Raw genomic sequence first — 21201 nt, forward strand, 5'->3', positions numbered from 1 at the left:
GGCGAATGCCGGCTGCTCACGGGTGCATGGATCTCGTCACCGGACCGACCCCGGCAAATGGGGTCCGGCATGGATTTGTCTCGGGGGGTCGCGTGGCAGGCCCTAGGGGAATCGAACCCCTCTTTCCAGGTTGAAAACCTAGCGTCCTAACCGATAGACGAAGGGCCCGCGGTCACGAGAGGCGTTTCTATATAGCGGCAGTTTTTCGGATGCAAGCACCCAGTCCGGCCGATTTTCACTCCGTTGCAGCGAGGTCTTCGAGGTGGAATTCGACCCGCTTCCGGCCCCGCCATTCATCGAGCTTGATACGCCCGGCCGCATACCAGCGCTGACCATCACCGCCCAGCAATGCCTCACCGATCGGCGTGTCGGCCGAACGGAATGCCACGCCGGAAACCCGGTCCCCGCTTTCGCCCGCCAGCGAGAAGCGCACATGCGCTCCGCCAACCCGTTCGGCATAGGCCACGCGAACCGGTCCGATCGCGAATCGCGGCTCGGAATAGCCTTGTCCGAAGGGCCCTGCGCGCTGGAGTTCATCCACGAAGGCCTGCGTCGCTCCGGCCGGAGACATCAGCCCGTCGAGCTTCAGCGCACGCGCATCGGCCGCCTTGTCCCATTCCGGCGCCAGACAGGCATTCAGGAATTCGGTGAAATCGGCGATCCGGCCTTCCTCGATGGTCAGGCCGGCCGCCATCGGGTGCCCCCCGCCGGCGACCAGCAGCCCGTCAGCCCGCGCTTCGGACACGGCCCGGCCCAGATCGACGCCGGGTACCGACCGTCCCGATCCCTTTCCGAGGCCGTTCTCGACCCCGATCACCACTGTCGGCCGGCCATAGCGATCCTTGATCCGGCCTGCCGCGATTCCGATCACGCCGGGATGCCAGCCCGGCCCGTCGACGACCAGGACCGGACCGGCATTGTGCCCGCTGCGTTCGATCTGCGCCGTGGCCTGTTCGATCACATCGGCCTCGATGGCCTTGCGTTCGGCGTTCAGCCGGTCGAGCTCGACCGCGATTTCCATCGCTTCGTCGAAATCGTCGGTCGAGAGCAGGCGTGCGCCGAGATCGGAACGCCCGACCCGGCCGCCGGCATTGATCCGCGGGCCAAGCAGGAATCCGGCGTGGTAGACGCCGGGCGCCGTCTTGACGCCGGACACTTCAGCCAGCGCGCGCAGGCCGGGATTGGCCCAACAGCCCATGACTTTCAGGCCCTGCGTGACCACCGAGCGATTGAACCCGCTGAGCGCGACCACGTCGCAGACCGTGCCGAGCGCGGCGAGATCCGATAGCGCCAGAATGTCCGGCTCGCTGTGTCCTTCGAAACTGCCGCGCTTGCGGCCCTCCCGGTTGAGCGCGGCGAGCAGGACGAACACGACACCGGCGGCGGCCAGATGCCCCTGCCCGGAGGCGCAGTCCAGCCGGTTCGGATTGACCACCGCATCGGCGACGGGAAGGTCCGCCCCCATCAGGTGGTGATCGACCACCACGACGCCGAGCCCGAGCGCGCGTGCGGCATCAAGCGCGGCACCGGCCGTGGCCCCGCAATCCACCGTGATGACGAAATCCGTCCCGTGCGCTTTGAGCGTCTCGAACGCTTCGGCGGACGGGCCGTAGCCTTCATTGATCCGGTCTGGAACATAGATGCCGGCATCGACGCCAACCTGGCGGAACCAGCGGATCAGCTGTGCCGCCGAGGTGCCGCCATCGACGTCGTAGTCGGCAAACACGGTGATCGACCGTCCGGCCTCCACCGCGTCCCAGATCTTTGCCGCGGCGAGATCCATGTCCTGAAAGCTGGACGGATCGGGGAAGAAGTCGCGCAGGCGCGGATCAAGATGGCGGGCGGCGGCATCGGGCGCGACGCCGCGCGCCGCCAGCACCCGGGCGACAAGGTCGCTGACGCCGGCCATACGGGCGATGTCGCGCACCTGCGCCTCGTCCGCGATGCGCAGCCGCCAGGCCTGACCGGCGAGCGAGGTTTCGACGCCGAGAAAGGCGCCGTGGGGGGCGGTTATCGTCTCCGCCGCCATCAGCCCTTCGGCTTGCGCGAGAAGAGGCGCCGCACCGACTTGTCGGAGCTTTGCATGATCAGCGTCTCGGTCTCGACGAATTCGCCGGTGAAATGCACGCCGTCGAGCAGCGAACCATCGGTCACGCCGGTCGCGATGAACATGCAGTCCTTCGACGCCAGATCGTTGAGCGAATACTTGCGATTGAGATCCGAAACGCCGTGCTTGGCGGCGCGTGCGCGTTCGTCGTCATTGCGGAAGAAGAGACGCGTCTGCATCTGACCGCCGACACAGCGCAGCGCCGACGCGGCGAGCACGCCTTCGGGCGCGCCGCCCTGGCCCATATAGATGTCGATGCCGGTATCGGGATCGGTCGTCGCGATCACGCCCGCCACATCGCCGTCCGGAATCAGGATGACGCGGCAACCGAGCCGCTTCAGTTCCGACAGGATTTTCGCATGGCGTTCGCGCTCGAGGACGCAGGCGGTGATCTCGGTCACGTCGCAATCCTTCGCCTTGGCGAGCGAGCGGATATTGTCCTCGACCGAATTGTCGAGATCGACGACGCCGCGCGGCAGGCCCGGCCCGACCGCAATCTTGTCCATATAGGTGTCCGGCGCGTGCAGGAGGCCGCCGCGCGGGCTGAGCGACAGCACGGCCAGCGCATTCGGCTGGCCCTTGGCGGTCAGCGACGTGCCTTCCAGCGGATCGAGCGCAATGTCGATCTCCGGCCCCTGACCCGTGCCGACTTCCTCGCCGATATAGAGCATTGGCGCTTCGTCGCGTTCGCCCTCGCCGATCACGATCCGGCCGCGCATCGGCATGGCATTCAGTCCGGTGCGCAGCGCATCGACGGCCGCCTGATCGGCGGCTTCCTTGTCGCCGCGGCCGACAAGTGCGTGGGCGGCGATGGCCGCGGACTCGGCCGCGCGGGCAGCGGCAAAGGCAAGGGATTGCAGGGCGTAGGCGTCGCTCATCGTCAGGGCGTCTCCGTCAGGGGCGGGAATCAGTCGTCGCGGTCCGGCGGCGTCGTAAGCGGACGCTGCGCGTTCGCATAGGCCTCGGTCTGCGCATCCACAGGCTGGGCGCGATCGGCCTCGTTCAGCGCGTCGCGCGCGTCGAGCACGTCTTCCATCGACGCGGCGCGGCGCGAATCCTCGGCCGGGTCGAGGCTGCGCGACGGGATGGTCTGCGGCGCGGTGGCGGTGCGGTCGGCGGTTTCCAGCTGTTCGTCATACCATTGCGGCGCGCCGTCCGGCCCGTCAGGCAGGTCCGGCGTCGCGCACGCTGCAACAAGCAGGGCTGACGAAAGCAGGAAGAATCGGGTCATGCGGCCTCTCCGGCGCTGGACGCGCGCGGTGCTATCTATACGCTCTGGAACCGCGCTGTCACCCGCCGCTTGCGCCCGGCAGACATGAGGGACAAGTCCACATGGCCCGCAAGCCCGCCAAGAAGCCCGCAAAGGCCAACCCGGCCCGCAAACCGGCTGCGAAGTCCGTGAAGAAGGCCGCGCCGAAAGCCAAGGCCGCCCCGAAGCCCGAAACCGCAGCCAGGGCGAAACCGGCCCCCGAAGCCGAAGCCGCCGTGCCGCCCCTGCCCAATTGGGAATCGCTGTCGGAAGCCGATCTCGAAGCGCTCGACCACATGTCGCGCAATCTGATGCAGGCCTCGCTGAAGTCGCAGAAACTGGTGACGGACGTGATGCGTCAGGCGCTCTCTGGCGAAGTCTCGATGCCGCGCGCGGACGCGTTCAACAACGCCCCTGAATTCAGCGAGGTCTGGAGCCAGATCGTCTCCGATCCAAACAAGCTGATGCAGGCCCAGGCCGGCCTCCTCAAGGGCTATCTCGACTTGTGGACCTCGACCACGAAGAAGATGGTCTCCGGCGAGGCCGAGGATGTCGTCAAACCCGACCCGTCCGACAAGCGCTGGCGCAGCGCCGACTGGACCTCGCATCCCGTCTTTGACGCCATCAAGCAGTCCTACCTCCTGAACCAGAATTTCATGATGGGCCTCGTCCACGGGGTGGACGGCGTCGACGACGCGACCAAACGCAAGGTCGAATTCCTGACCAAGCAGATGACCGATGCGATGGCGCCGACCAATTTCGCGCTGACCAATCCCGATGTGCTGCGCGAGACGATGCAGTCGAAGGGCGAGAACCTCACCAAGGGCCTCGCCAATCTGATGGCGGACCTCGAACGCGGCGGCGGCCGCCTGGCGCTCAGCCAGACCGATCTGGAAGGCTTCCGCATCGGCGAGGATCTCGCCACGACGCCGGGCAAGGTTGTCTTCCGCAACGCGGTGATGGAGCTGATCCAGTACGCGCCGGTCACCGAAACGGTGAAGCAGCGCCCCATCCTGTTCGCGCCGCCCTGGATCAACAAATTCTACATTCTCGACATGCGCGAGAAGAGTTCGATGGTGAAATGGCTCACCGAGCAGGGCTTCACCGTCTTCCTCATTTCCTGGGTCAATCCCGACGCCAGCCTGAAGGACAAGACTTTCGCCGACTATATCCATGAGGGCCTGTTCACCGCCCTCGACGTGGTCGAGGAGATTACCGGCGAGAAAAGCGCCCACACGGTGGGCTATTGCATCGGCGGGACGATGCTCGCCTCCGCCCTCGCTTTGCTGGAAGCGCGCGGCGAAGCGGACCGGATCGAGACCGCGACCTTCTTCGCCGCCCAGACCGATTTCGAACTGGCCGGCGACCTCCTTCTCTTCGTCGACGAGGCCTGGATCGCCGAGATCGAGCGGCTGATGGACGCCCAGGGCGGCGTGCTCGACGGGCGGACCATGGCCGACACCTTCAACCTCCTCCGGTCGAACGATCTCGTCTGGTCCTTCGTGGTGTCGAACTACCTGCTCGGCCGCCAGCCGCAGGCCTTCGACCTGCTGTTCTGGAATGCCGACCAGACGCGCATGCCCAAGGCGCTGCACCTCTGGTATCTCGACACGATGTACCGGAACAACAAGCTGTCGAAGGGCGAGGTCGAATTGGGCGGCCACACGCTCGACCTGTCGAAAGTGAAAACGCCGATCTTCATGCAAGCCAGCAAGGACGACCACATCGCCCCCTACCCGTCCGTCTATCGCGGCGCGAAGCTGTTCGGCGGCCCGGTCGAGTTCATGATGGCCGGCTCCGGCCACATCGCCGGCGTGATCAACCACCCCGGCGCCAACAAATACCAGCACTGGACCAATGCCGGCCTGCCCGGAACGGTCGAGGACTGGATCAAGGGCGCCGAGGAGCATCCCGGCTCCTGGTGGATGCACTGGCGCGACTGGCTCTACACCCGCTCGGGCAAAGACGTCCCCGCCCGCCAGGCCGGCAGCAAGAAGTACCCCCCGATCTGCGATGCCCCCGGCGAATACGTGAAGGTGCGGAGTTGATATGGCCGGGAAGGTCGGAGCCTCTACTTTCTGACGTGAGCGGTCGTGGTGCCTGTCAGATCAGCCCCCAGTCAGCAAGCATCTCCTCACCTCGAAACCGCTCAAGATCATCGGCAACCATCGGGACATCAACTACCGAGAAGCCATAACCGGCAGCGATTATTCGATCCGAAAACTGCATGACTTTGGATCCCGGCGGTAAAATGAGAATTCCGGCCGGGCTTTTCGCGCTACTGATTTTCAGGACCGGCTGACTGCTCGTCACCCCAAAATCTTCAAGGTCAACAAACTCCCAACTGAGGTTGAACTGTTCGCAAAACGCCATCCAAGCGTCACGTTGACTTTGGGTCATTGCTTGAACGGCATCATCGCTCATCGTCCATCTCTTTCGCGGCAGCGTCACCAACCGACTTCCAAGCCTGCCGCAGTCCCCAAGCTCCTAGGAAAATCACGGCCCACAGGATCAGATACCATTCGGGTCCGACAAATACCCCGACGAGCACGGCCAGTAAGATCGATACTGGCAAGAACGCCGTGGTCAGTAAGAAGGCGTGCTTTCGCTGCATCGGTGGCCCGTCCCTCTTCTGCACCGAACCCGAACATTCAATTGCAGAATAGCGGTAACGCACAAAAACAAAACGGGCGGCCCATTGGGAGCCGCCCGTTCCATTTCCAACAATCGTCGGAAGTTTAGCGCTTCGAGAACTGGAAGCTGCGGCGTGCCTTGGCCCGGCCGTACTTCTTGCGCTCGACCACGCGGCTGTCGCGGGTCAGGAAGCCGCGCGCCTTCAGGGGCTTGCGCAGTTCCGGCTCGAAATAGGTCAGCGCCTTGGAGATGCCGTGACGCACCGCGCCGGCCTGGCCCGACAGGCCACCGCCGGTGACCGTGCAGATCACGTCGAACTCGTTGACGCGCTCGGCCGCCTCGAACGGCTGGCGGATCATCATCCGCAGCACAGGGCGGGCGAAATAGACTTCCTGGTCGCGGCCATTGACCGTGACCTTGCCATTGCCGCGCTTGATCCAGACGCGCGCGATGGCGTTCTTGCGCTTGCCGGTCGCGTAGGCGCGGCCAAGCGCGTCGATCTTCGGCTCGGGAAGCGCTTCTTCGGCGACCGCGGCGGAAACCGGGGCGTCGGACTTCTTCAGCGCGTCCTTCAGGTCCTCGAGGGAACGGGTTTGCTCAGCCATGATCAGCTCCGCGCATTCTTGGTGTTGAGCGCCTTGAAGTCGATCGCTTCGGGCTTCTGCGCTTCATGGGGGTGATCCGAGCCGGCATAGACGCGCAGCTTGGAGAACTGGTCACGCGCCAGCGGGCTGTCTTTCGGCAGCATGCGCTTCACGGCGAGTTCGACAACGCGTTCCGGGTGTTTGCCGCCCAGGATCTTCTCCGGGGAGGTTTCCTTGATACCGCCCGGGTAACCGGTGTGACGGTAGTAGCGCTTGTCGCCCATCTTGCGGCCGGTGAAGCGGACCTTCTCGGCATTGATGACGATGACGTGGTCGCCCAGATCGACGTGCGGCGTGTAGTCCGGGCGATGCTTGCCGCGCAGGCGCGTGGCAATGAACGCCGCCAGACGGCCGACGACAGCGTCCTGCGCGTCGACGACGATCCAGTTGTTCACCACGTCCGCGGGCTTGGCGGAATAGGTCTTCATGACGTGTCTCTTGTGCTTGGAGGGAGCGATCCCTCTCTGCGGAAGCGCGCCATCTAGACGCAGTTCGCACTTCGGTCAACACCGGCGCGAAAACAAACGCAGTCACAGGGGGTTAGCCATGCGGTATTTAGTTACCGTATCCACGAAATTTCCGTGACTGTCTCCCCATTTGCCCGGTTTTGCCTTAACTCCGGTCGCAAGAGAGAGGACCACGACCATGAAGCTGTCGCGCCGTAATTTCCTGCGGACTTCCGCCGCCACGACCACCGCCTTCGCCGGCCTTCTGGCCCTGTCTGGCTGCAGCCGCCGCGAACCGCTCGACGGCGTCGGCGCGGAGCTGGAAGGCTTTGGTCCGCTCTACCGCGACCCGGACGGCCTGCTCGATCTGCCGCGCGGCTTCTCCTACCAGGTGATTTCGACCGAGGGCGAGGAAATGTCCGACGGCCTTCTCACCCCCGGTGATTTCGACGGCATGGCGGCCTTCGAACGCGCCGACGGCCGCATTGCCCTGATCCGCAATCACGAGCTTCGCTTCACGCAGCAGGACCGCTCGCCTTTCGGCCCGGGCAATGCGCGCCTCTCCCTTATCGACGCCGGCAAGCTCTATGACGTCGCGCCGGACGGCACACCGCACCATGGCGGCACCACGACGCTGGTCCTCGATCCCGAAACGCTGGAGATCGAACGCCAATTCCTGTCGCTGGGCGGGACCTACGACAATTGCGCCGGCGGCCCGACCCCGTGGGGCAGCTGGCTGACCTGCGAGGAGACCACCGTCCGCGCCGGCGAAACCAACAGCCGCGACCACGGCTATGTCTTCGAAGTGCCCGCAGACGCCGACGAACTGGTCGAGGCGATCCCGCTGCGCGGCCTCGGGCGGTTCCGCCACGAAGCCTGCGCCATCGATCCCGCGACCGGCATCGTCTACCAGACCGAGGACGCCAACGAGTCCTGCCTGTTCTACCGCTTCATCCCCGACGTGCCGGGCCAGTTGTGGCGCGGAGGCCGCCTGCAGGCGCTGGCGATCCGGGGCCGCCCCGGTTTCGACACCCGCAACTGGTCCGCTGCCTCGATGTCGCCGGGCGAGTGGTATGAATGCGAGTGGATCGATGTCGAGGGCATCGACAACCCCGACAACGACATCGCCCCGCGCCATGTCGCTGCCGGCGCGGCGCAATTCACCCGCGGCGAAGGCTGCTGGTGGGGCGAGAACGAGCTCTATTTCACCTGTACCGATGGCGGCGCGCTGCGCGTGGGACAGATCTTCCGCTTCCAGCCCGATGGCGAGGGCGGGCGGCTCCAGCTCTTCGTCGAGAGTGGCGACACGAATCTGATGGAATATTGCGACAATCTCACGATCGCGCCTTGGGGCGACGTCATCATCGCCGAGGACGGCCCGTTCGAGCAGTACATTCGCGGCGTGACGCCGGAAGGACGCATCTATACCATTGCGCGCAATGCCTTTGCGGTCCCGTCCGCCGAAGGCGACGAGGTCAGCTACAGCGAGTTTTGCGGTCCATGCTTTTCTCCCGACGGTTCGGTGCTTTTCCTGAACGTGCAATCCAGTCCTTCGCGTACCTTCGCCATCCGCGGGCCCTGGCAGCAGCGCTCCTCGGAGCCGCGCTCGGCCTGACCGCCTGCGACCCGGGCGAGGTCAGCGACCAACCCGAACAGGACATCGACGCGGTCGAGGTGACTGTCACGGCAGCAATGGACGCGGTCGCCGGCGGGTCCGGCGCGGTGGCCTTCGTGCCGAATGCGGAAACGCCCTGGGCCGGCCTGATCGTGTCGGCACCGGTCGATGGCGGACTCGACATCTTCAACGTCGACGGGGAAGCGCTGGAGCGTGTGACGGGCCCGCGCCTGAACTCGCTGGCCGTATCCCCCGGCTTTGCCTTGCGCGGTGAAAGCCTGCCGCTGATCGTCGGCGTCGAACCGTCGACCGGCAGCGTGCGCGGCTACGTCCTGGTGCGATCCGAGCCGACCGCGATCGAAGCCCCCCTTGCCGCGATCGAGCCGAACGGCGGCGCAGCGGCCGTCTGCTTCATCGAGGAAGCGCCCGGCCATCTCGACATCGCCGTGCTCGGCCGTGAGGCGCGCGTCACCACATGGCGCATCCGCGATACCGGCGGTGACCTGATCGGCGCCGAACAGACCGGCAGCTACACCCTGCCCGCCCCGGCCCGCACCTGCGCCAGCTTCCAGGACGAACTCTACGTCGCGGGTCCGACCCTGTCGGTCACGCGCATCAGCGCCGCCGGCACGGTCGAGGCGCGCGGCGGACCGAGCGCTGAAGGCCTGACAGCCGGAATGCTGCTTGGCCGGCCGGTCGTCATCGCAGCCGGCGGCACGACGGGCGGACTGGCCATTCTCGACGGGCGCGACCTGACGGTGCTGCAGAATGTGCGGATCGTTGACGGCATGTCGACACCGGGGGTCGAACAGCCCGCCTCCGTGACGATGTCGGCGGAGTCCTATGGCGGCACGGCCTACCAGTCCGGCATCGTTGCCGTGGTCGACGGCGCGGACAATCGCATCCGCTTCATCGCGCGCGAGACGTTTGCACGCGCCCTCGCCCCGAATGCTGGACCCGACAGCCTCGGCGGCTAGGCCGCGCGCCGCGCGCGCCAGGCCGCGCTTCCTGCAAGCAGGAAGAGCACGACCGCGCCCAGCTGGTGGATCAGCGACAGTGACAGCGGCGCGGCATGCACGAGCGTCACGATGCCGAGCGCGATCTGGATGACGACCATCGCCGCGATGGCGTGCGACAGCCCCTTCAGCGTCCGGTCGCTCGAACGCCAGAAGGCGAAGGCCACGACGAAAGCGAACAGGCCGACCAGATAGCCCATCCAGCGATGGTGCATCTGGACCGCCGCGTGGCTTTCGAAAATCGCCTGATACCAGGGCAGACCGGCGAGATAGCCGTCCGGGATGATCCGTCCCTCCATGCCCGGCCAGGTGGTGTAGATCCGCCCGGCATCGAGCCCCGCCACGAAGGCGCCGAGCGCAATCTGGACCATCACCGCAGCCCAGAAGGCGAGCGCCAGCGGCGTCAGCCGTCCGGTCTTGCCCGGGGCCGTCCCGAAACGGGCCGACAGGGCGAGCCAGAGCGTCACGCCGAGAATGACAAAGGCCAGCGAGAGGTGCGCAGCCAGCCGGTACTGGCTGACATCGACCCGGTCGACGAGACCGCTCGCGACCATCCACCAGCCGACAAAGCCCTGAAGGCCGCCAAGCGCCAGCAGGCCGAGCAGTTTCGGCTTCATGCCCGCCGGGATCATGCCCCGAACCCAGAAGACGAACAGCGGCAGCGCGAAGACCAGCCCGATCATCCGGCCGAGGAAGCGGTGACCCCACTCCCACCAGTAGATGAATTCGAACTCTCCGAGCGTCATGCCGGCATTCTGAAGCTGGTATTCCGGGCTCGACCGGTATTTCTCGAACTCATCCAGCCAGCCTTCATGGGTCAGCGGCGGCACAACACCGGTGACGGGCCGCCATTCAGTAATGGACAGGCCGGAGTCCGTCAGGCGCGTGGCTCCGCCGACGAGGATCATCGCGATGACCATGATCGCGACCACGATGAGCCAGTTCGACACGGCCTTGCTGGTTTCCGGGGCAGTCGTCATCGGCACGTCCTGTTCAATGTCGAGGCGGACTTACCCCAGGCGCGCGTTAAAGCAAGCCACCCGCGCCGATGCGCCGCACCGCGTCTGCCTCTCGCCAATCGCGCCGAGTGCGCTAATGTTTCGAACAAAGAGTTTGTTCGGGGAGAGACATGAGCAATCTGGATTCCTTCCGCAAGGAAACCCGCGAATGGCTGGAGGCCAACTGCCCGGCCAGCATGCGCCAGCCCGTGAAGGACGAGAAAGACGTCTGCTGGGGCGGCAGGAAGTTCGAATTCGCCAGTGACGACCAGAAACTCTGGCTGGGTCGCATGGCCGAAAAGGGCTGGACCGCGCCGCAATGGCCGAAGGAATACGGCGGTGGCGGCCTGTCGGGCGACGAGGCACAGGTGTTGAAGGAAGAGCTGAAGGCGATCAGTGCCCGCGATCCCCTCACCTCCTTCGGCATCTGGATGCTCGGACCGGCGCTTCTGAAATACGGCACCGAGGAGCAGAAGCGGCACTACCTGCCGCAGATCACCCGCGGCGAGATCCGCTGGTGCCAGGGTTATTCCGAACCGGGGGCCGGGTCCGACCTGGCATCGCTGCGCACCAAGGGGGTCGACAAGGGCGACCATTACGAGGTGACCGGCCAGAAGGTGTGGACCAGCTATGCCGATCAGGCAGACTGGATCTTCGCCCTGGTCCGCACCGAACCGGACAAGCCGAAGCATGAAGGCATTTCCTTCCTGCTGATCGACATGGAGTCCGAAGGCGTCACGACCAAGCCGATCAAGCTGATTTCAGGCAAATCGCCCTTCTGCGAGACCTTCTTCGACGAGGTGAAGGTTCCGAAATCCCACCTGATCGGCACCGCCGGCAAGGGCTGGGACATCGCCAAATACCTGCTGTCGCATGAGCGCACCAATATCGTGGGTGCCGGCGGCATGTCAGGCGGGCTCAATCCGGTCGTCGCCGCGCACAAGTCCGGCGAGGTCGACGCGAAGGGCCGCATCGCCGACCCGATCCTGCGCGCCGACGTGGCGCGCCTGACGATCGACGCGCTCGCCTTCGAGGCGACGATGCGCCGGGTGAAGGATGAAAGCGATGCCGGTCACGGTGTCGGCGCGCGAGCCTCGATGCTGAAATATATCGGGACCGAACTGAACAAACGCCGCCACGAGCTGAACCTGTCGGCCATGGGGGCAGACGGCCTGCTCTGGGAAGGACCGGACCCGTCCGACGGCGGACCGGCCCGCGACTGGTTGCGGTCTCGCGCCAACTCGATCGAGGGCGGCACGTCCGAGATCCAGCTGAACATCCTCGCCAAGCGCGTTCTCAACCTGCCGGGCGCCTGAGCGACCGCATCAAGACACGGAATTGATCCATGAGCTTCGTACTCACCGAAGAAGAACAGATGCTGCGGGACTCCGCGAAGGACTTCCTCGCTGCCAAGTCGCCCGTCTCCGAGCTACGCCGCCTGCGCGACGAAGGCTGCAAGGACGGATTCCGGCATGCGGTATGGCGCAGCATGGCCGAAATGGGCTGGAACGGCATCGTCATCGAGGAAGAATTCGGCGGCGTCGACATGGGATTCACCGCCGCGGGCGTGCTGCTGCGCGAAATGGGCCGCACCCTCGCCGCGACGCCCTTCATCCCGTCGGCCATCCTGTCGGCCACGCTTCTCCGTCTCGCCGGATCGGACGCGCAGAAAGGCGAACACCTGCCGAAGATCGCCGCGGGCGAAGCGGTCTACGCATTCGCCTTCGACGAAAAGGCCCGCCACGACCCCGGCACGATCGACACACGGGCCACCAAGGACGGTAACGGCTTCCGCCTCAATGGCGCGAAGCGCTTCGTCGCCTGCGGCAACGGCGCCGACATGCTGATCGTCGCGGCCCGGCTCGAGGATGACAGCGTCGGCTTCTTCCTCGTCGACCCGAAAGCAGCGGGCGTTTCGAAGACGATGCGCCGCACGGTCGACAGCCATGTCCCGGCGGATATCGACTTCAACGACGTGAAACTCGACGGCGACGCCATGCTGTCGGGCGGGGCGGATGGTCAGGCGACCTTCGAACACGTCCTCGATGTCGGCCGCGCTTGCCTTGCGGCCGAACAGCTCGGCACGGCGGAGGAAGCGTTCGACCGCACCCTCTCCTATCTCAAGGACCGCAGCCAGTTCGGCCAGCCGATCGGCAGCTTCCAGGGCCTGCAGCACCGCGCCGCGCACATGCTCGGCGAGATCGAACTCGCGCACTCCCTCGTCATGAAGGCGCTGCGCACGCTTGACGAGAATCCGTCCCAGGCTCCGCTGTGGATCGCCGCAGCCAAGGCCAAGGCGACCGAGGTCTCGCGCCACGTCACCGGTGAGGCCATCCAGATGCATGGCGGCATCGGCATGACCGACGAGCACGAAATCGGCTTCTTCTTCAAGCGCGCCCGCGCCGCCGGCGAATTCATGGGCGACGACCGGTTCCACGCCGAAAAGGTCGCGACCACGAGCGGATATTGAGCCTCGCAAAACCGTGCTAGCGTTCCGCCGGTCAGTCCCAGGAGGGCAGCATGAACCGGCGGAGCCTTCTCACCGCGCTGGGCGGAACGGCGCTCTCACTCGTCGTGCCCGGCAGCGCGCTGGGAAGGACGGGCTCGGCTCCGGTCAGGATGGTCTTTGCCGGCAGTTCGGCCGTGGGCAAGACCACCTTGCTGATTGCCTACACAAGCAATGTCTTTCCCGGCGAATACGTCCCGAGCGTGTTTGACAATTACCAGGCCAATGTCCGGCGCGCAGACGGCATTCAGGAAATGCAACTCCGGGACACGCCGGGCTCGTCTGAATATGCCAGGCTGCGCCCGCTCAGCTATGCCGGCAGCGACGTTGCCGGCCTGTGTTTCGCAGTCAACAGCCGGCGCAGCTTCGAAGACGTCTCGACGGTCTGGGTTCCGGAAATCCGCGCAACGCTGCCCGATGCGCCGATCGTTCTGATCGGCCTGAAGACCGATTTGCGCACGAACACGTACGCCGCATTGTCCGATCCGGTCTCGACCGCCGAAGGCGAAGCCCTCGCGTCCGCTATCGGTGCGACAGCATACCGCGAGAACTCGGCGCTGACGGCAGACGGTGTTCCGGGCACGTTCGAAACGATGCTGGATGCCGCGCTGGAGGCTCGCACAGTCCCCGGCCGCCGCAGCCCGATGGTCGGCGGCATGCGGCCCATCCGCCCCGAACCCAGGACGCTGCCGCCGCGTCCCCGCGGCGGAAACTAGCTTCGGGTCAAAATTCGCGCCGCGCGGGAATTCTGCCCATGAATCGCCCGAATTGAGCGGCCCCATTCCGTCATGGACAGGACGATTCCAGCGGAGATCACTTCGGGCTCGGCAACCGCAATGCGTGACCCGCACGGCGCTGGCGGGGCTTTGGCCCGCGCCTGCCTGATCCTGGCGGCAATCGCGCTGCCGCTCGGGATCTGGCTGCCGATGCTGGAGGCGCAGCGCCTCGTCTTTTTCCACGAGTCCTATTCGTTGTTCGATGTCGCGCAATCGCTGCTCGACGGACGCAGCTATCTCCTCGCCGGTACGGTCATCGTGTTCTCGATGATCTTTCCCGTGGCCAAGCTGTTCGCACTGATCTGGCTCCACGTCGCGTCGTCGGCGCGGGTTTCGAAGCGGGCGCTCTACTGGATCGAGATGCTGGGAAAGTGGACGATGATGGACGTGCTCATCGCCGCGCTTTTCGTCTTCACGATCGGACGCGGCGGCCTGTCGAGCCTCGGCGAACAGCCGGGCGTCTGGTTCTTCACCTTCGCCGCACTCATGCTGATGCTGGCATCCGGACGGATCGCAGCGGCGCACAAAAAACTCGCAGAATGAAGGAAAATGGTCGGAGCGGCGGGATTCGAACCCACGACCCCTTGTCCCCCAGACAAGTGCGCTACCGGGCTGCGCTACGCTCCGACATTTCCGGCGCAAGCGCGCCGTTGGGGAAGCCGCTTATAGGGGCGTGCGGCGGTGCCCGCAACCGTGCTTGACGGCGCCTAGCCCGCCGCTCGGCTGGCGGCGATCGCGGCATCGAGCCGGGCCTTCGCCGCTTCGAGCCGGGCGATCATGTCCGGCCCCCGGTCGGCATGACCCGAGACCGCTTCGCGGCGCTGCACATATTGCTCGGCGATGGGTTTCGGAACCGGGCGCTGAACGCCCTCCTCGCCCCGCGCCGAGGCCGATGCCGCCCCGTTCTCGCGCAGGAATTTCTGCGCGCCCTTGATCGTGTAGCCGTCCTCGTAGAGCAGCGCCTTCAGCCCGCGCAGCAACGCGATGTCCCCGGGACGGTAGAAGCGGCGGCCACCGGCCCGCTTGACCGGGCGCAATTGCGGAAACTTGCCTTCCCAGAAGCGAAGGACGTGTGCAGGCAGATCGAGTTCCTCGGCCGCCTCGCTGATCGTGCGGTAGGCGTCCGGACCCTTGTCCTTGGTCATCCGCTCAGCTCTTCTTCGACAAGGCCTTGTCGATCTGGTCCTTCAGGACCTGCGACGGCTTGAACACCAGCACCCGGCGCGGATCGATCGGCACTTCCTCTCCGGTCTTCGGATTCCGGCCGACGCGGCCGGTCTTGTCGCGCAGCTGGAACGACCCGAAAGAGGAAAGCTTGACCGAATCACCGCTGGCCAGCGTGTCAGAGAGCGTTTGAAACACGGCCTGGACCATGTCAGCCGACTCTTGCCGTGTCAGGCCGACATCCCGGTGGACGGCTTCGGCCAGATCGGCTCGCGTTAGGGTTTTACCCGCCATGTCATTCCCCCGGCAGAAGAAAGCAGGCTAGTCCCGTGAACAGGCCCGCGTCAACGCACCATGCGGTCAAGATCAGTATCTTACAAGGGCCGAGCCCCAAGTCAGCCCGCCGCCGAGTGCTTCGAGAAGACACAGGTCGCCGCGCTTGATGCGCCCGTCCTTCACCGCAACATCAAACGCCAACGGCACCGACGCGGCGGAAGTATTCCCGTGCAAGGCCACCGTTGAGACAACTTTTCCCGGCGCTATTCCGAGGCGCTTGGCCACAGCCTCGAGGATCCGCTGATTGGCCTGGTGCGGGACGAACCAGTCGATGTCGTCGCCCGAGAAGCCGTGTTGGGCCATCAGCGTCGTCATCGCTTCGGAGATATTCACGACCGCGTGCTTGAACACGGCATTGCCCTGCATGACGAGATAGCCGGAACTCTGCGTCGATGACGGCCCGCCTGTCGTGTGAAGCAGGTCCTTCAACCGGCCGTCACTGCGCAGATAGCAGCCGAGTACGCCCTGCCCGGCTTTGCCTTCGACGGCTTCCAGGACCCAGGCCCCGGCCCCATCACCGAACAGCACGCACGTCGCCCGGTCGTCCCAGTTCAGGATGCGCGACATCGTCTCGGCACCGATCACCAGCGCGCGCCGGTGCTGACCGGTACGCAGCAATGCGTCGGCAACGGACAACGCATAGACGAAGCCCGAACAGACCGCCTGGACGTCGAATGCCGCCCCCTGCTCCATCCCGATTCGCGCCTGGATCAGCGTCGCCGTCGAGGGAAAGACGAGGTCGGGCGTCGTCGTCGCCACGACGATCAGGTCGATGTCCGCCGCCGTCAGTCCGGCATCGTCCAGCGCCCGGCGCGCCGCGGCCTCGCTGAGACTTGCCGTGGTTTCGCCGTCGGACGCGATATGACGCTGCGCGATCCCCGTCCGTTCACGGATCCAGGCATCGCTCGTGTCGACACGTTTGGCCAGTTCGTCATTTGTGAGCACCCGGCCAGGCAGGAAACTGCCCGACCCGGCGATGCGGGTGACGACATCGGTCACGATTGAGGCTCTGCCTCCATTTCGGCGGCTTCGGTGCGCGCCAGGCGCGCCAGATTCTTCTCGATCTCGCTCGTGAAGCTCGACGGCGCGAGATCAAGCCCGGTACAAAGCGCCGTGGCGAACCCGACCTCGTCGGCCCCGCCATGACTTTTCACCACCATGCCATTGAGACCCAACAGGACGCCGGCATTGATCTTCCGCGGATCCATCCGGTCACGCAGAAGGTCGAGCGCCCCGACCGCGTTCATATAGGCCGCGCCCAGCTTCGCCAGCAACGAACTGGTGAAGGATTCGCGCATCCAGGCTGCAACGAGCTTCGCGGTACCCTCGGCGGTTTTCAGCGCGATATTGCCGCTGAAACCGTCGGTAACGACCACATCGGTCCGGCCGAGCGAAATGTCGTCGCCCTCGACGAAACCCAGATAGTTCAGATCGAGATTGGCGGCGCGCACCAGCCGGTCGGCTTCGCGCACCGTGTCATTGCCCTTGAGCTCTTCCTGCCCGACATTGAGCAGACCCACCGTCGGTTCGGTCGAACCATGCACGGCGCGATGGAAGGCTTCGCCCATGATCGCGAATTCGACCAGCTGAGCCGGTCCGCACTCCACGTTCGCGCCAACGTCCAGCACGACCGTATGGCCACGCACGGTCGGCCAGCTCGCTGCGATCGCCGGGCGATGAACGCCCTTTTTCATGCGCAGAACGACCTTGGAAATCGCCATCAGCGCGCCGGTATTGCCGCATGACACAGCGATGCTGGCCTCGCCGTCGCGCACCGCCATGATCGCATTCCACATCGACGAGCCTCGGGCGCGGCGCACCGCCTCGCTCGGCTTGTCGGTCATGCGCACTTCGCTGTCGGTGTGCCGGATCTCGATGGAGGCCCGGGCGCGTTCGCTGACCTTGTCGAGCATCGGCGTCAGCTGGGCCGCGTCGCCGTGGACCAGAAAACGGGCGTTCACACCCGGACGCTTTTTCAAGGCGATATCGACCGCCGCGATGGCAATGCCCGGTCCATGATCGCCGCCCATGGCGTCCACGGATACGATTAGAGGCTGGCTCATCAGGAAGGTCCGGCTGTTGACGGTGTGGCGGGGGACCGCCCCCGGCGTCGGGCGGACCTTAGCCGAAGAGAGACCGGATTCAAGCGCCCGCCCGCACCGGGATCACAGCGAATTGGGGCAGGCCTGTGAACATCAGAGTTTCGCCGCTCTGTTCCGCGAGCGCGGCCTGGGAGGCGAGCGCATAGTCCGACAGGGGCCGGGCATCGGATTCGCATGAATTCTCGGCCAGGAGATTTCGCGCGAACGGCGCATCAAGCTGGCGCGCATCGCCGGCGGACAGCCCCGCATCATAGGCTTTCATGCGGCCGTAGAAGGCCTCGCCCATCGCCTTGATCTGCTTGCCGACACTCATGTCGCCCACGGCCATCTCGCGCAGCGCCGAATCAAGTTCGCGGAACATGGCGTCGAACACGTCCTGTGCCACGGCCTTGCCCGTTTCGCCCTCCGCGTTGAGGCGGCGAATGAGCAACCCGACGTGAAGCGAAATCAGTTCGAACCGGCCCTCGACCGTGTCGGGAATGCCCAGCTCGGCATAGAATTCGGGTGACCTGGCCTGTTCCACGCAGGCCCAGTACAGCGCCTCGGCGCGCTCTTTCTGGGCGTATCGCCGTTTCAGTGAGCCGAACATGCAGCCCCCTCTCCTCAATCGCGGGACTTGAAGCTAAGGTCGCGCCCGGCTAGGTCAACGCGCGGACACACCGCGTGCCCCGAAGACAGGACAAGTTCGTATGACCCCTACCCGTTTTGCCGCCGCGATCGCTCTGTGTGCTGCCGGCCTCGCCGCCTGCACGCCGACGCTCCGTAACCATGGCTATGCCTATGTGAATGGCGAAACGCCGGTCATCACGCCCGGCCAGGACACCCAGTCGAGCCTGCTATCGCGTCTGGGCAATCCGTCGACCGTCGGCGTCTTCGAGGACTCGACCTGGTACTATATTTCAACGACGCGCGAGACGCTGGCCTACCAGCTGCCGCAAACACGCGAACGCCGCATACTCGCGGTCGAGTTTGACGAGGCCGGCATGGTGACCGCGGTCGAGGAATACGGCCTCGACGACGGGCGCCGGGTGAATCTGGTGCGCCGTGAAACCCCGACCCGCGGCCGTGAGCTGACCTTCCTTGAACAGGTTCTCGGCAATATCGGCCGCCTGCCGGCCGGCTCCTTCACCGGCGAAGAGAACCTGCCCGGCGGCGCCGGCGGCCCGCGCCGTGACGACTGACGAATTTCATGATTTCAGACTGATCAGGCCCCGGCATCGACCGGGGCCTTTTCATTTGTCCCCGGCTGCGGCCAACAAAAAAGCCCCGGCGCAAGGCCGGGGCTTTTCCGTTACGGATTGTCGTCCGGATCACCCCATGCGGGCGAGAACCGCCAGCATCAACAGCGCCACGATGTTCGTGATCTTGATCATCGGGTTCACCGCCGGACCGGCCGTATCCTTGTAGGGATCGCCAACCGTATCGCCGGTCACCGCCGCCTTGTGGGCGTCGGAACCCTTCTCGTGAAGGACACCGTCAGAGTCGGTGAAACCGTCCTCGATCGCCTTCTTGGCATTGTCCCAGGCACCGCCGCCCGACGTCATCGAGATGGCGACGAACAGTCCGGTGACAATCACGCCGAGCAGCATCGCACCGACGGCCGACAGGGCCGGACCGACACCGGCAATACCCCGGATCGCAAAGAACAGGACGATCGGAGACGCCACGGGAAGCAGCGACGGAATGATCATTTCCTTGATCGCTGCCTTGGTCAGCAGGTCAACCGCCTTGCCATAGTCGGGCTTGGCCGTGAAATCCATGATGCCCGGGATCTCGCGGAACTGACGGCGCACTTCAACGACGACCGCCTGGGCCGCACGGCCCACCGCCATCATCGACATGCCGCCGAACAGGAAGGGTAGAAGGCCGCCGAACAGAAGGCCGACCACCACATACGGGTTCGACAGCGAGAAGTTCACGACATTGGCCGCGACTTCCGTGCCGCCATAGATCAGGCCGGAGAAGAAGCTGCCTTCAGTCGCCGTCCCGATGAAATGCTCGATATCGGCGGTGTAGGCGGCAAACAGCACCAGCGCGCCGAGGCCCGCGGACCCGATGGCATAGCCCTTGGTGACGGCCTTCGTGGTGTTGCCCACCGCGTCGAGCGCGTCAGTCGTCTTGCGCACGTCTTCCGGCAGTCCGGCCATTTCGGCGATGCCGCCGGCATTGTCGGTGACCGGGCCGAACGCGTCGAGCGCCACGACCATGCCCGCCAGCGCCAGCATCGTCGTCACCGCGATGGCAATGCCGAACAGGCCGGCCAGCACATAGGTGGTGATGATGCCCGCGATGATCACGAGGGCCGGAAGCGCCGTCGCTTCAAGCGACACGGCGAGACCCTGGATCACGTTGGTGCCGTGACCGGAAACCGAGGCCTGGGCCACCGAGCGGACCGGGCGCGCGCTGACGCCGGTATAGTATTCGGTGATCCAGATGATCAGGCCGGTGACGACCAGACCGATGAAGCCGCACAGGAAGAGTTCCATACCGGTGATTTCGAGCCCGGCATTCGTGGTGAACACGGTGTCGAAACCGACCGTCTGATAGATCAGCCCGCCGATCGCGAACAGCGACAGCACCGCCGACACCACGAAACCCTTGTACAGGGCGTTCATGATGTTGTTCGACTTGCCGAGCTTCACGAAGAAGGTGCCGATGATCGAGGTCACGATGCAGACCCCGCCGATGGCGAGAGGCAGGAGCATCATCGCCGTCGATTCACCACCGGTGAAGAAGATCGAGGCCAGAACCATCGTGGCGACGATCGTCACCGCATAGGTTTCGAACAGGTCCGCCGCCATGCCCGCGCAGTCGCCGACATTGTCGCCGACATTGTCCGCGATCGTCGCGGCGTTGCGGGGGTCGTCTTCCGGAATGCCGGCTTCCACCTTGCCGACCATGTCGCCGCCGACATCCGCACCCTTGGTGAAGATGCCGCCGCCGAGACGGGCGAAGATCGAGATCAGCGAGGCGCCGAAACCGAGCGCAACGAGCGCGTCGATCACCGTGCGATCGGACTCGACCGGCAGGACATTGGTCAGGAGGTAGTAATAGACCGCCACGCCCAGCAGGGCGAGACCGGCCACGAGCATGCCCGTGACGGCCCCGGAGCGGAACGCCATTGACAGGCCGGCGGCCAGCGATTTCGAGGCGGCTTCGGTGGTGCGGACATTGGCGCGTACCGAGATCAGCATGCCGATGAAGCCGGCCGCGCCGGACAGCACCGCACCGATCAGGAAGCCGAGGGCCACCTGCCAGCCCAGAAGCAGGAAGACGATGACGAAGATCACGGCACCCACGATGCCGATCGTCATGTACTGCCGCTTCAGATAGGCGTTGGCGCCTTCCTGGATCGCCGCGGCGATCTCTTTCATCTTGTCGTTGCCGGCGCTCGCCGACAGGATCGCGCGGCTCTGCCAGATGCCGTAAACAACGGCCAGCAGTCCGGCGACGATTACCAGAATGAGTGTCATGTCCTGAGCTATGCTCCCCGCTCGTTCTTCAGGAATGAGAGAGGGCACCTCCCCGGTCCTGCACCGACATGTGAATCAGTGCACCCCCTCCCAAAGAGGGCCGGAATATGGCCGATGGCCTTGGACCGCGCAACA

At 65.3% G+C, this 21201-nt stretch carries 21 protein-coding genes and 2 tRNA genes; 8 read left to right on the forward strand and 15 right to left on the reverse strand.

Features of this window, described 5'->3' with window-relative positions:
- Positions 1–93: 93 nt before the first annotated feature.
- The 4 genes from ACFOOR_RS00940 to ACFOOR_RS00955 all read right to left on the reverse strand — a co-directional run bounded on the left by ACFOOR_RS00940 (position 94) and on the right by ACFOOR_RS00955 (position 3338).
- Positions 94–168: transfer RNA gene (locus ACFOOR_RS00940), tRNA-Glu, on the reverse strand.
- Between the two features lie 67 nt (positions 169–235).
- Positions 236–2029 (reverse strand): single-stranded-DNA-specific exonuclease RecJ, encoded by a 1794-nt coding sequence (gene recJ, locus ACFOOR_RS00945; RefSeq protein WP_343163624.1) that lies wholly within the window; start codon positions 2027–2029, stop codon positions 236–238.
- Complete coding sequence (gene glpX, locus ACFOOR_RS00950) at positions 2029–2985, reverse strand: class II fructose-bisphosphatase (RefSeq protein WP_343163623.1); 957 nt, start codon at positions 2983–2985, stop codon at positions 2029–2031. Before glpX ends, recJ begins: the two co-directional genes overlap by 1 nt.
- Positions 2986–3014: 29 nt before the next feature.
- Entirely contained in the window at positions 3015–3338 is a 324-nt protein-coding gene (locus ACFOOR_RS00955) for a hypothetical protein (RefSeq protein WP_343163622.1), read from the reverse strand.
- Positions 3339–3439: 101 nt separating this feature from the next.
- Here ACFOOR_RS00955 and phaC point away from each other — a divergent pair, with 101 nt between their 5' ends.
- Positions 3440–5404 carry a class I poly(R)-hydroxyalkanoic acid synthase gene (gene phaC, locus ACFOOR_RS00960; RefSeq protein ID WP_343163621.1) on the forward strand — a complete coding sequence of 655 codons (1965 nt, stop codon included), beginning with the start codon at positions 3440–3442 and terminating at the stop codon, positions 5402–5404.
- Between the two features lie 55 nt (positions 5405–5459).
- Here phaC and ACFOOR_RS00965 read toward each other — a convergent pair whose 3' ends face one another.
- The 3 genes from ACFOOR_RS00965 to rplM form a co-directional block, all read right to left on the reverse strand.
- Positions 5460–5780 (reverse strand): hypothetical protein, encoded by a 321-nt coding sequence (locus ACFOOR_RS00965; RefSeq protein ID WP_343163620.1) that lies wholly within the window; start codon positions 5778–5780, stop codon positions 5460–5462.
- A 314-nt stretch (positions 5781–6094) separates the two neighbouring features.
- Positions 6095–6595 carry a 30S ribosomal protein S9 gene (gene rpsI / locus ACFOOR_RS00970; protein WP_343163619.1) on the reverse strand — a complete coding sequence of 167 codons (501 nt, stop codon included), beginning with the start codon at positions 6593–6595 and terminating at the stop codon, positions 6095–6097.
- 2 nt (positions 6596–6597) lie between these two features.
- Entirely contained in the window at positions 6598–7062 is a 465-nt protein-coding gene (gene rplM, locus ACFOOR_RS00975) for a 50S ribosomal protein L13 (RefSeq protein WP_343163618.1), read from the reverse strand.
- Between the two features lie 217 nt (positions 7063–7279).
- Here rplM and ACFOOR_RS00980 point away from each other — a divergent pair, with 217 nt between their 5' ends.
- Positions 7280–8695, forward strand: coding sequence for an alkaline phosphatase PhoX (locus ACFOOR_RS00980; protein ID WP_343163617.1), 1416 nt, complete (start codon positions 7280–7282; stop codon positions 8693–8695).
- Between the two features lie 59 nt (positions 8696–8754).
- Positions 8755–9672, forward strand: a complete 918-nt coding sequence (locus tag ACFOOR_RS00985; protein WP_380213549.1) for a hypothetical protein — start codon at positions 8755–8757, stop codon at positions 9670–9672.
- Here ACFOOR_RS00985 and ACFOOR_RS00990 read toward each other — a convergent pair.
- Positions 9669–10691, reverse strand: a complete 1023-nt coding sequence (locus ACFOOR_RS00990) for a COX15/CtaA family protein (RefSeq protein WP_343163615.1) — start codon at positions 10689–10691, stop codon at positions 9669–9671. The two genes, ACFOOR_RS00985 and ACFOOR_RS00990, sit on opposite strands and share 4 nt — an antisense overlap.
- A gap of 149 nt (positions 10692–10840) precedes the next feature.
- Here ACFOOR_RS00990 and ACFOOR_RS00995 point away from each other — a divergent pair, with 149 nt between their 5' ends.
- From ACFOOR_RS00995 to ACFOOR_RS01010, 4 genes are all read left to right on the forward strand, one after another.
- A complete protein-coding gene (locus ACFOOR_RS00995; RefSeq protein WP_343163614.1) occupies positions 10841–12025 on the forward strand; it encodes an acyl-CoA dehydrogenase family protein in 1185 nt (394 codons plus the stop codon).
- A gap of 29 nt (positions 12026–12054) precedes the next feature.
- Entirely contained in the window at positions 12055–13179 is a 1125-nt protein-coding gene (locus ACFOOR_RS01000) for an acyl-CoA dehydrogenase family protein (RefSeq protein ID WP_343163613.1), read from the forward strand.
- Positions 13180–13229: 50 nt separating this feature from the next.
- Positions 13230–13931 (forward strand): GTP-binding protein, encoded by a 702-nt coding sequence (locus ACFOOR_RS01005; RefSeq protein ID WP_343163612.1) that lies wholly within the window; start codon positions 13230–13232, stop codon positions 13929–13931.
- A 120-nt stretch (positions 13932–14051) separates the two neighbouring features.
- A complete protein-coding gene (locus ACFOOR_RS01010) occupies positions 14052–14534 on the forward strand; it encodes a paraquat-inducible protein A (RefSeq protein WP_343163611.1) in 483 nt (160 codons plus the stop codon).
- A gap of 7 nt (positions 14535–14541) precedes the next feature.
- Here ACFOOR_RS01010 and ACFOOR_RS01015 read toward each other — a convergent pair.
- From ACFOOR_RS01015 to ACFOOR_RS01040, 6 genes are all read right to left on the reverse strand, one after another.
- Positions 14542–14618: transfer RNA gene (locus ACFOOR_RS01015), tRNA-Pro, on the reverse strand.
- An 80-nt stretch (positions 14619–14698) separates the two neighbouring features.
- Positions 14699–15136 carry a MerR family transcriptional regulator gene (locus tag ACFOOR_RS01020; RefSeq protein WP_343163610.1) on the reverse strand — a complete coding sequence of 146 codons (438 nt, stop codon included), beginning with the start codon at positions 15134–15136 and terminating at the stop codon, positions 14699–14701.
- Between the two features lie 4 nt (positions 15137–15140).
- Positions 15141–15449 carry an integration host factor subunit alpha gene (locus ACFOOR_RS01025; RefSeq protein WP_343163609.1) on the reverse strand — a complete coding sequence of 103 codons (309 nt, stop codon included), beginning with the start codon at positions 15447–15449 and terminating at the stop codon, positions 15141–15143.
- A gap of 72 nt (positions 15450–15521) precedes the next feature.
- On the reverse strand, positions 15522–16490 hold the full coding sequence (locus tag ACFOOR_RS01030; protein WP_343163608.1) for a beta-ketoacyl-ACP synthase III: 969 nt from the start codon (positions 16488–16490) through the stop codon (positions 15522–15524).
- Positions 16487–17554, reverse strand: a complete 1068-nt coding sequence (gene plsX / locus ACFOOR_RS01035; protein ID WP_343163607.1) for a phosphate acyltransferase PlsX — start codon at positions 17552–17554, stop codon at positions 16487–16489. The genes ACFOOR_RS01030 and plsX overlap by 4 nt, the downstream gene beginning before the upstream one ends.
- A 79-nt stretch (positions 17555–17633) precedes the next feature.
- The gene (locus ACFOOR_RS01040) at positions 17634–18182 is read right to left on the reverse strand and encodes a ubiquinol-cytochrome C chaperone family protein (protein ID WP_343163606.1); all 549 of its coding nucleotides are present in this window, start codon (positions 18180–18182) and stop codon (positions 17634–17636) included.
- Between the two features lie 100 nt (positions 18183–18282).
- On the opposite strand from ACFOOR_RS01040, the gene ACFOOR_RS01045 reads away from it, so the two are divergent.
- Complete coding sequence (locus tag ACFOOR_RS01045) at positions 18283–18774, forward strand: outer membrane protein assembly factor BamE (protein ID WP_343163605.1); 492 nt, start codon at positions 18283–18285, stop codon at positions 18772–18774.
- A gap of 129 nt (positions 18775–18903) precedes the next feature.
- Here the strand turns inward: ACFOOR_RS01045 and ACFOOR_RS01050 are convergent, their stop codons facing one another.
- A complete protein-coding gene (locus ACFOOR_RS01050; RefSeq protein WP_343163604.1) occupies positions 18904–21066 on the reverse strand; it encodes a sodium-translocating pyrophosphatase in 2163 nt (720 codons plus the stop codon).
- Positions 21067–21201: the final 135 nt, after the last annotated feature.

The organism is Hyphobacterium vulgare (genome assembly GCF_042643335.1).
Classification (GTDB): Bacteria; Pseudomonadota; Alphaproteobacteria; order Caulobacterales; family Maricaulaceae; genus Hyphobacterium; species Hyphobacterium vulgare.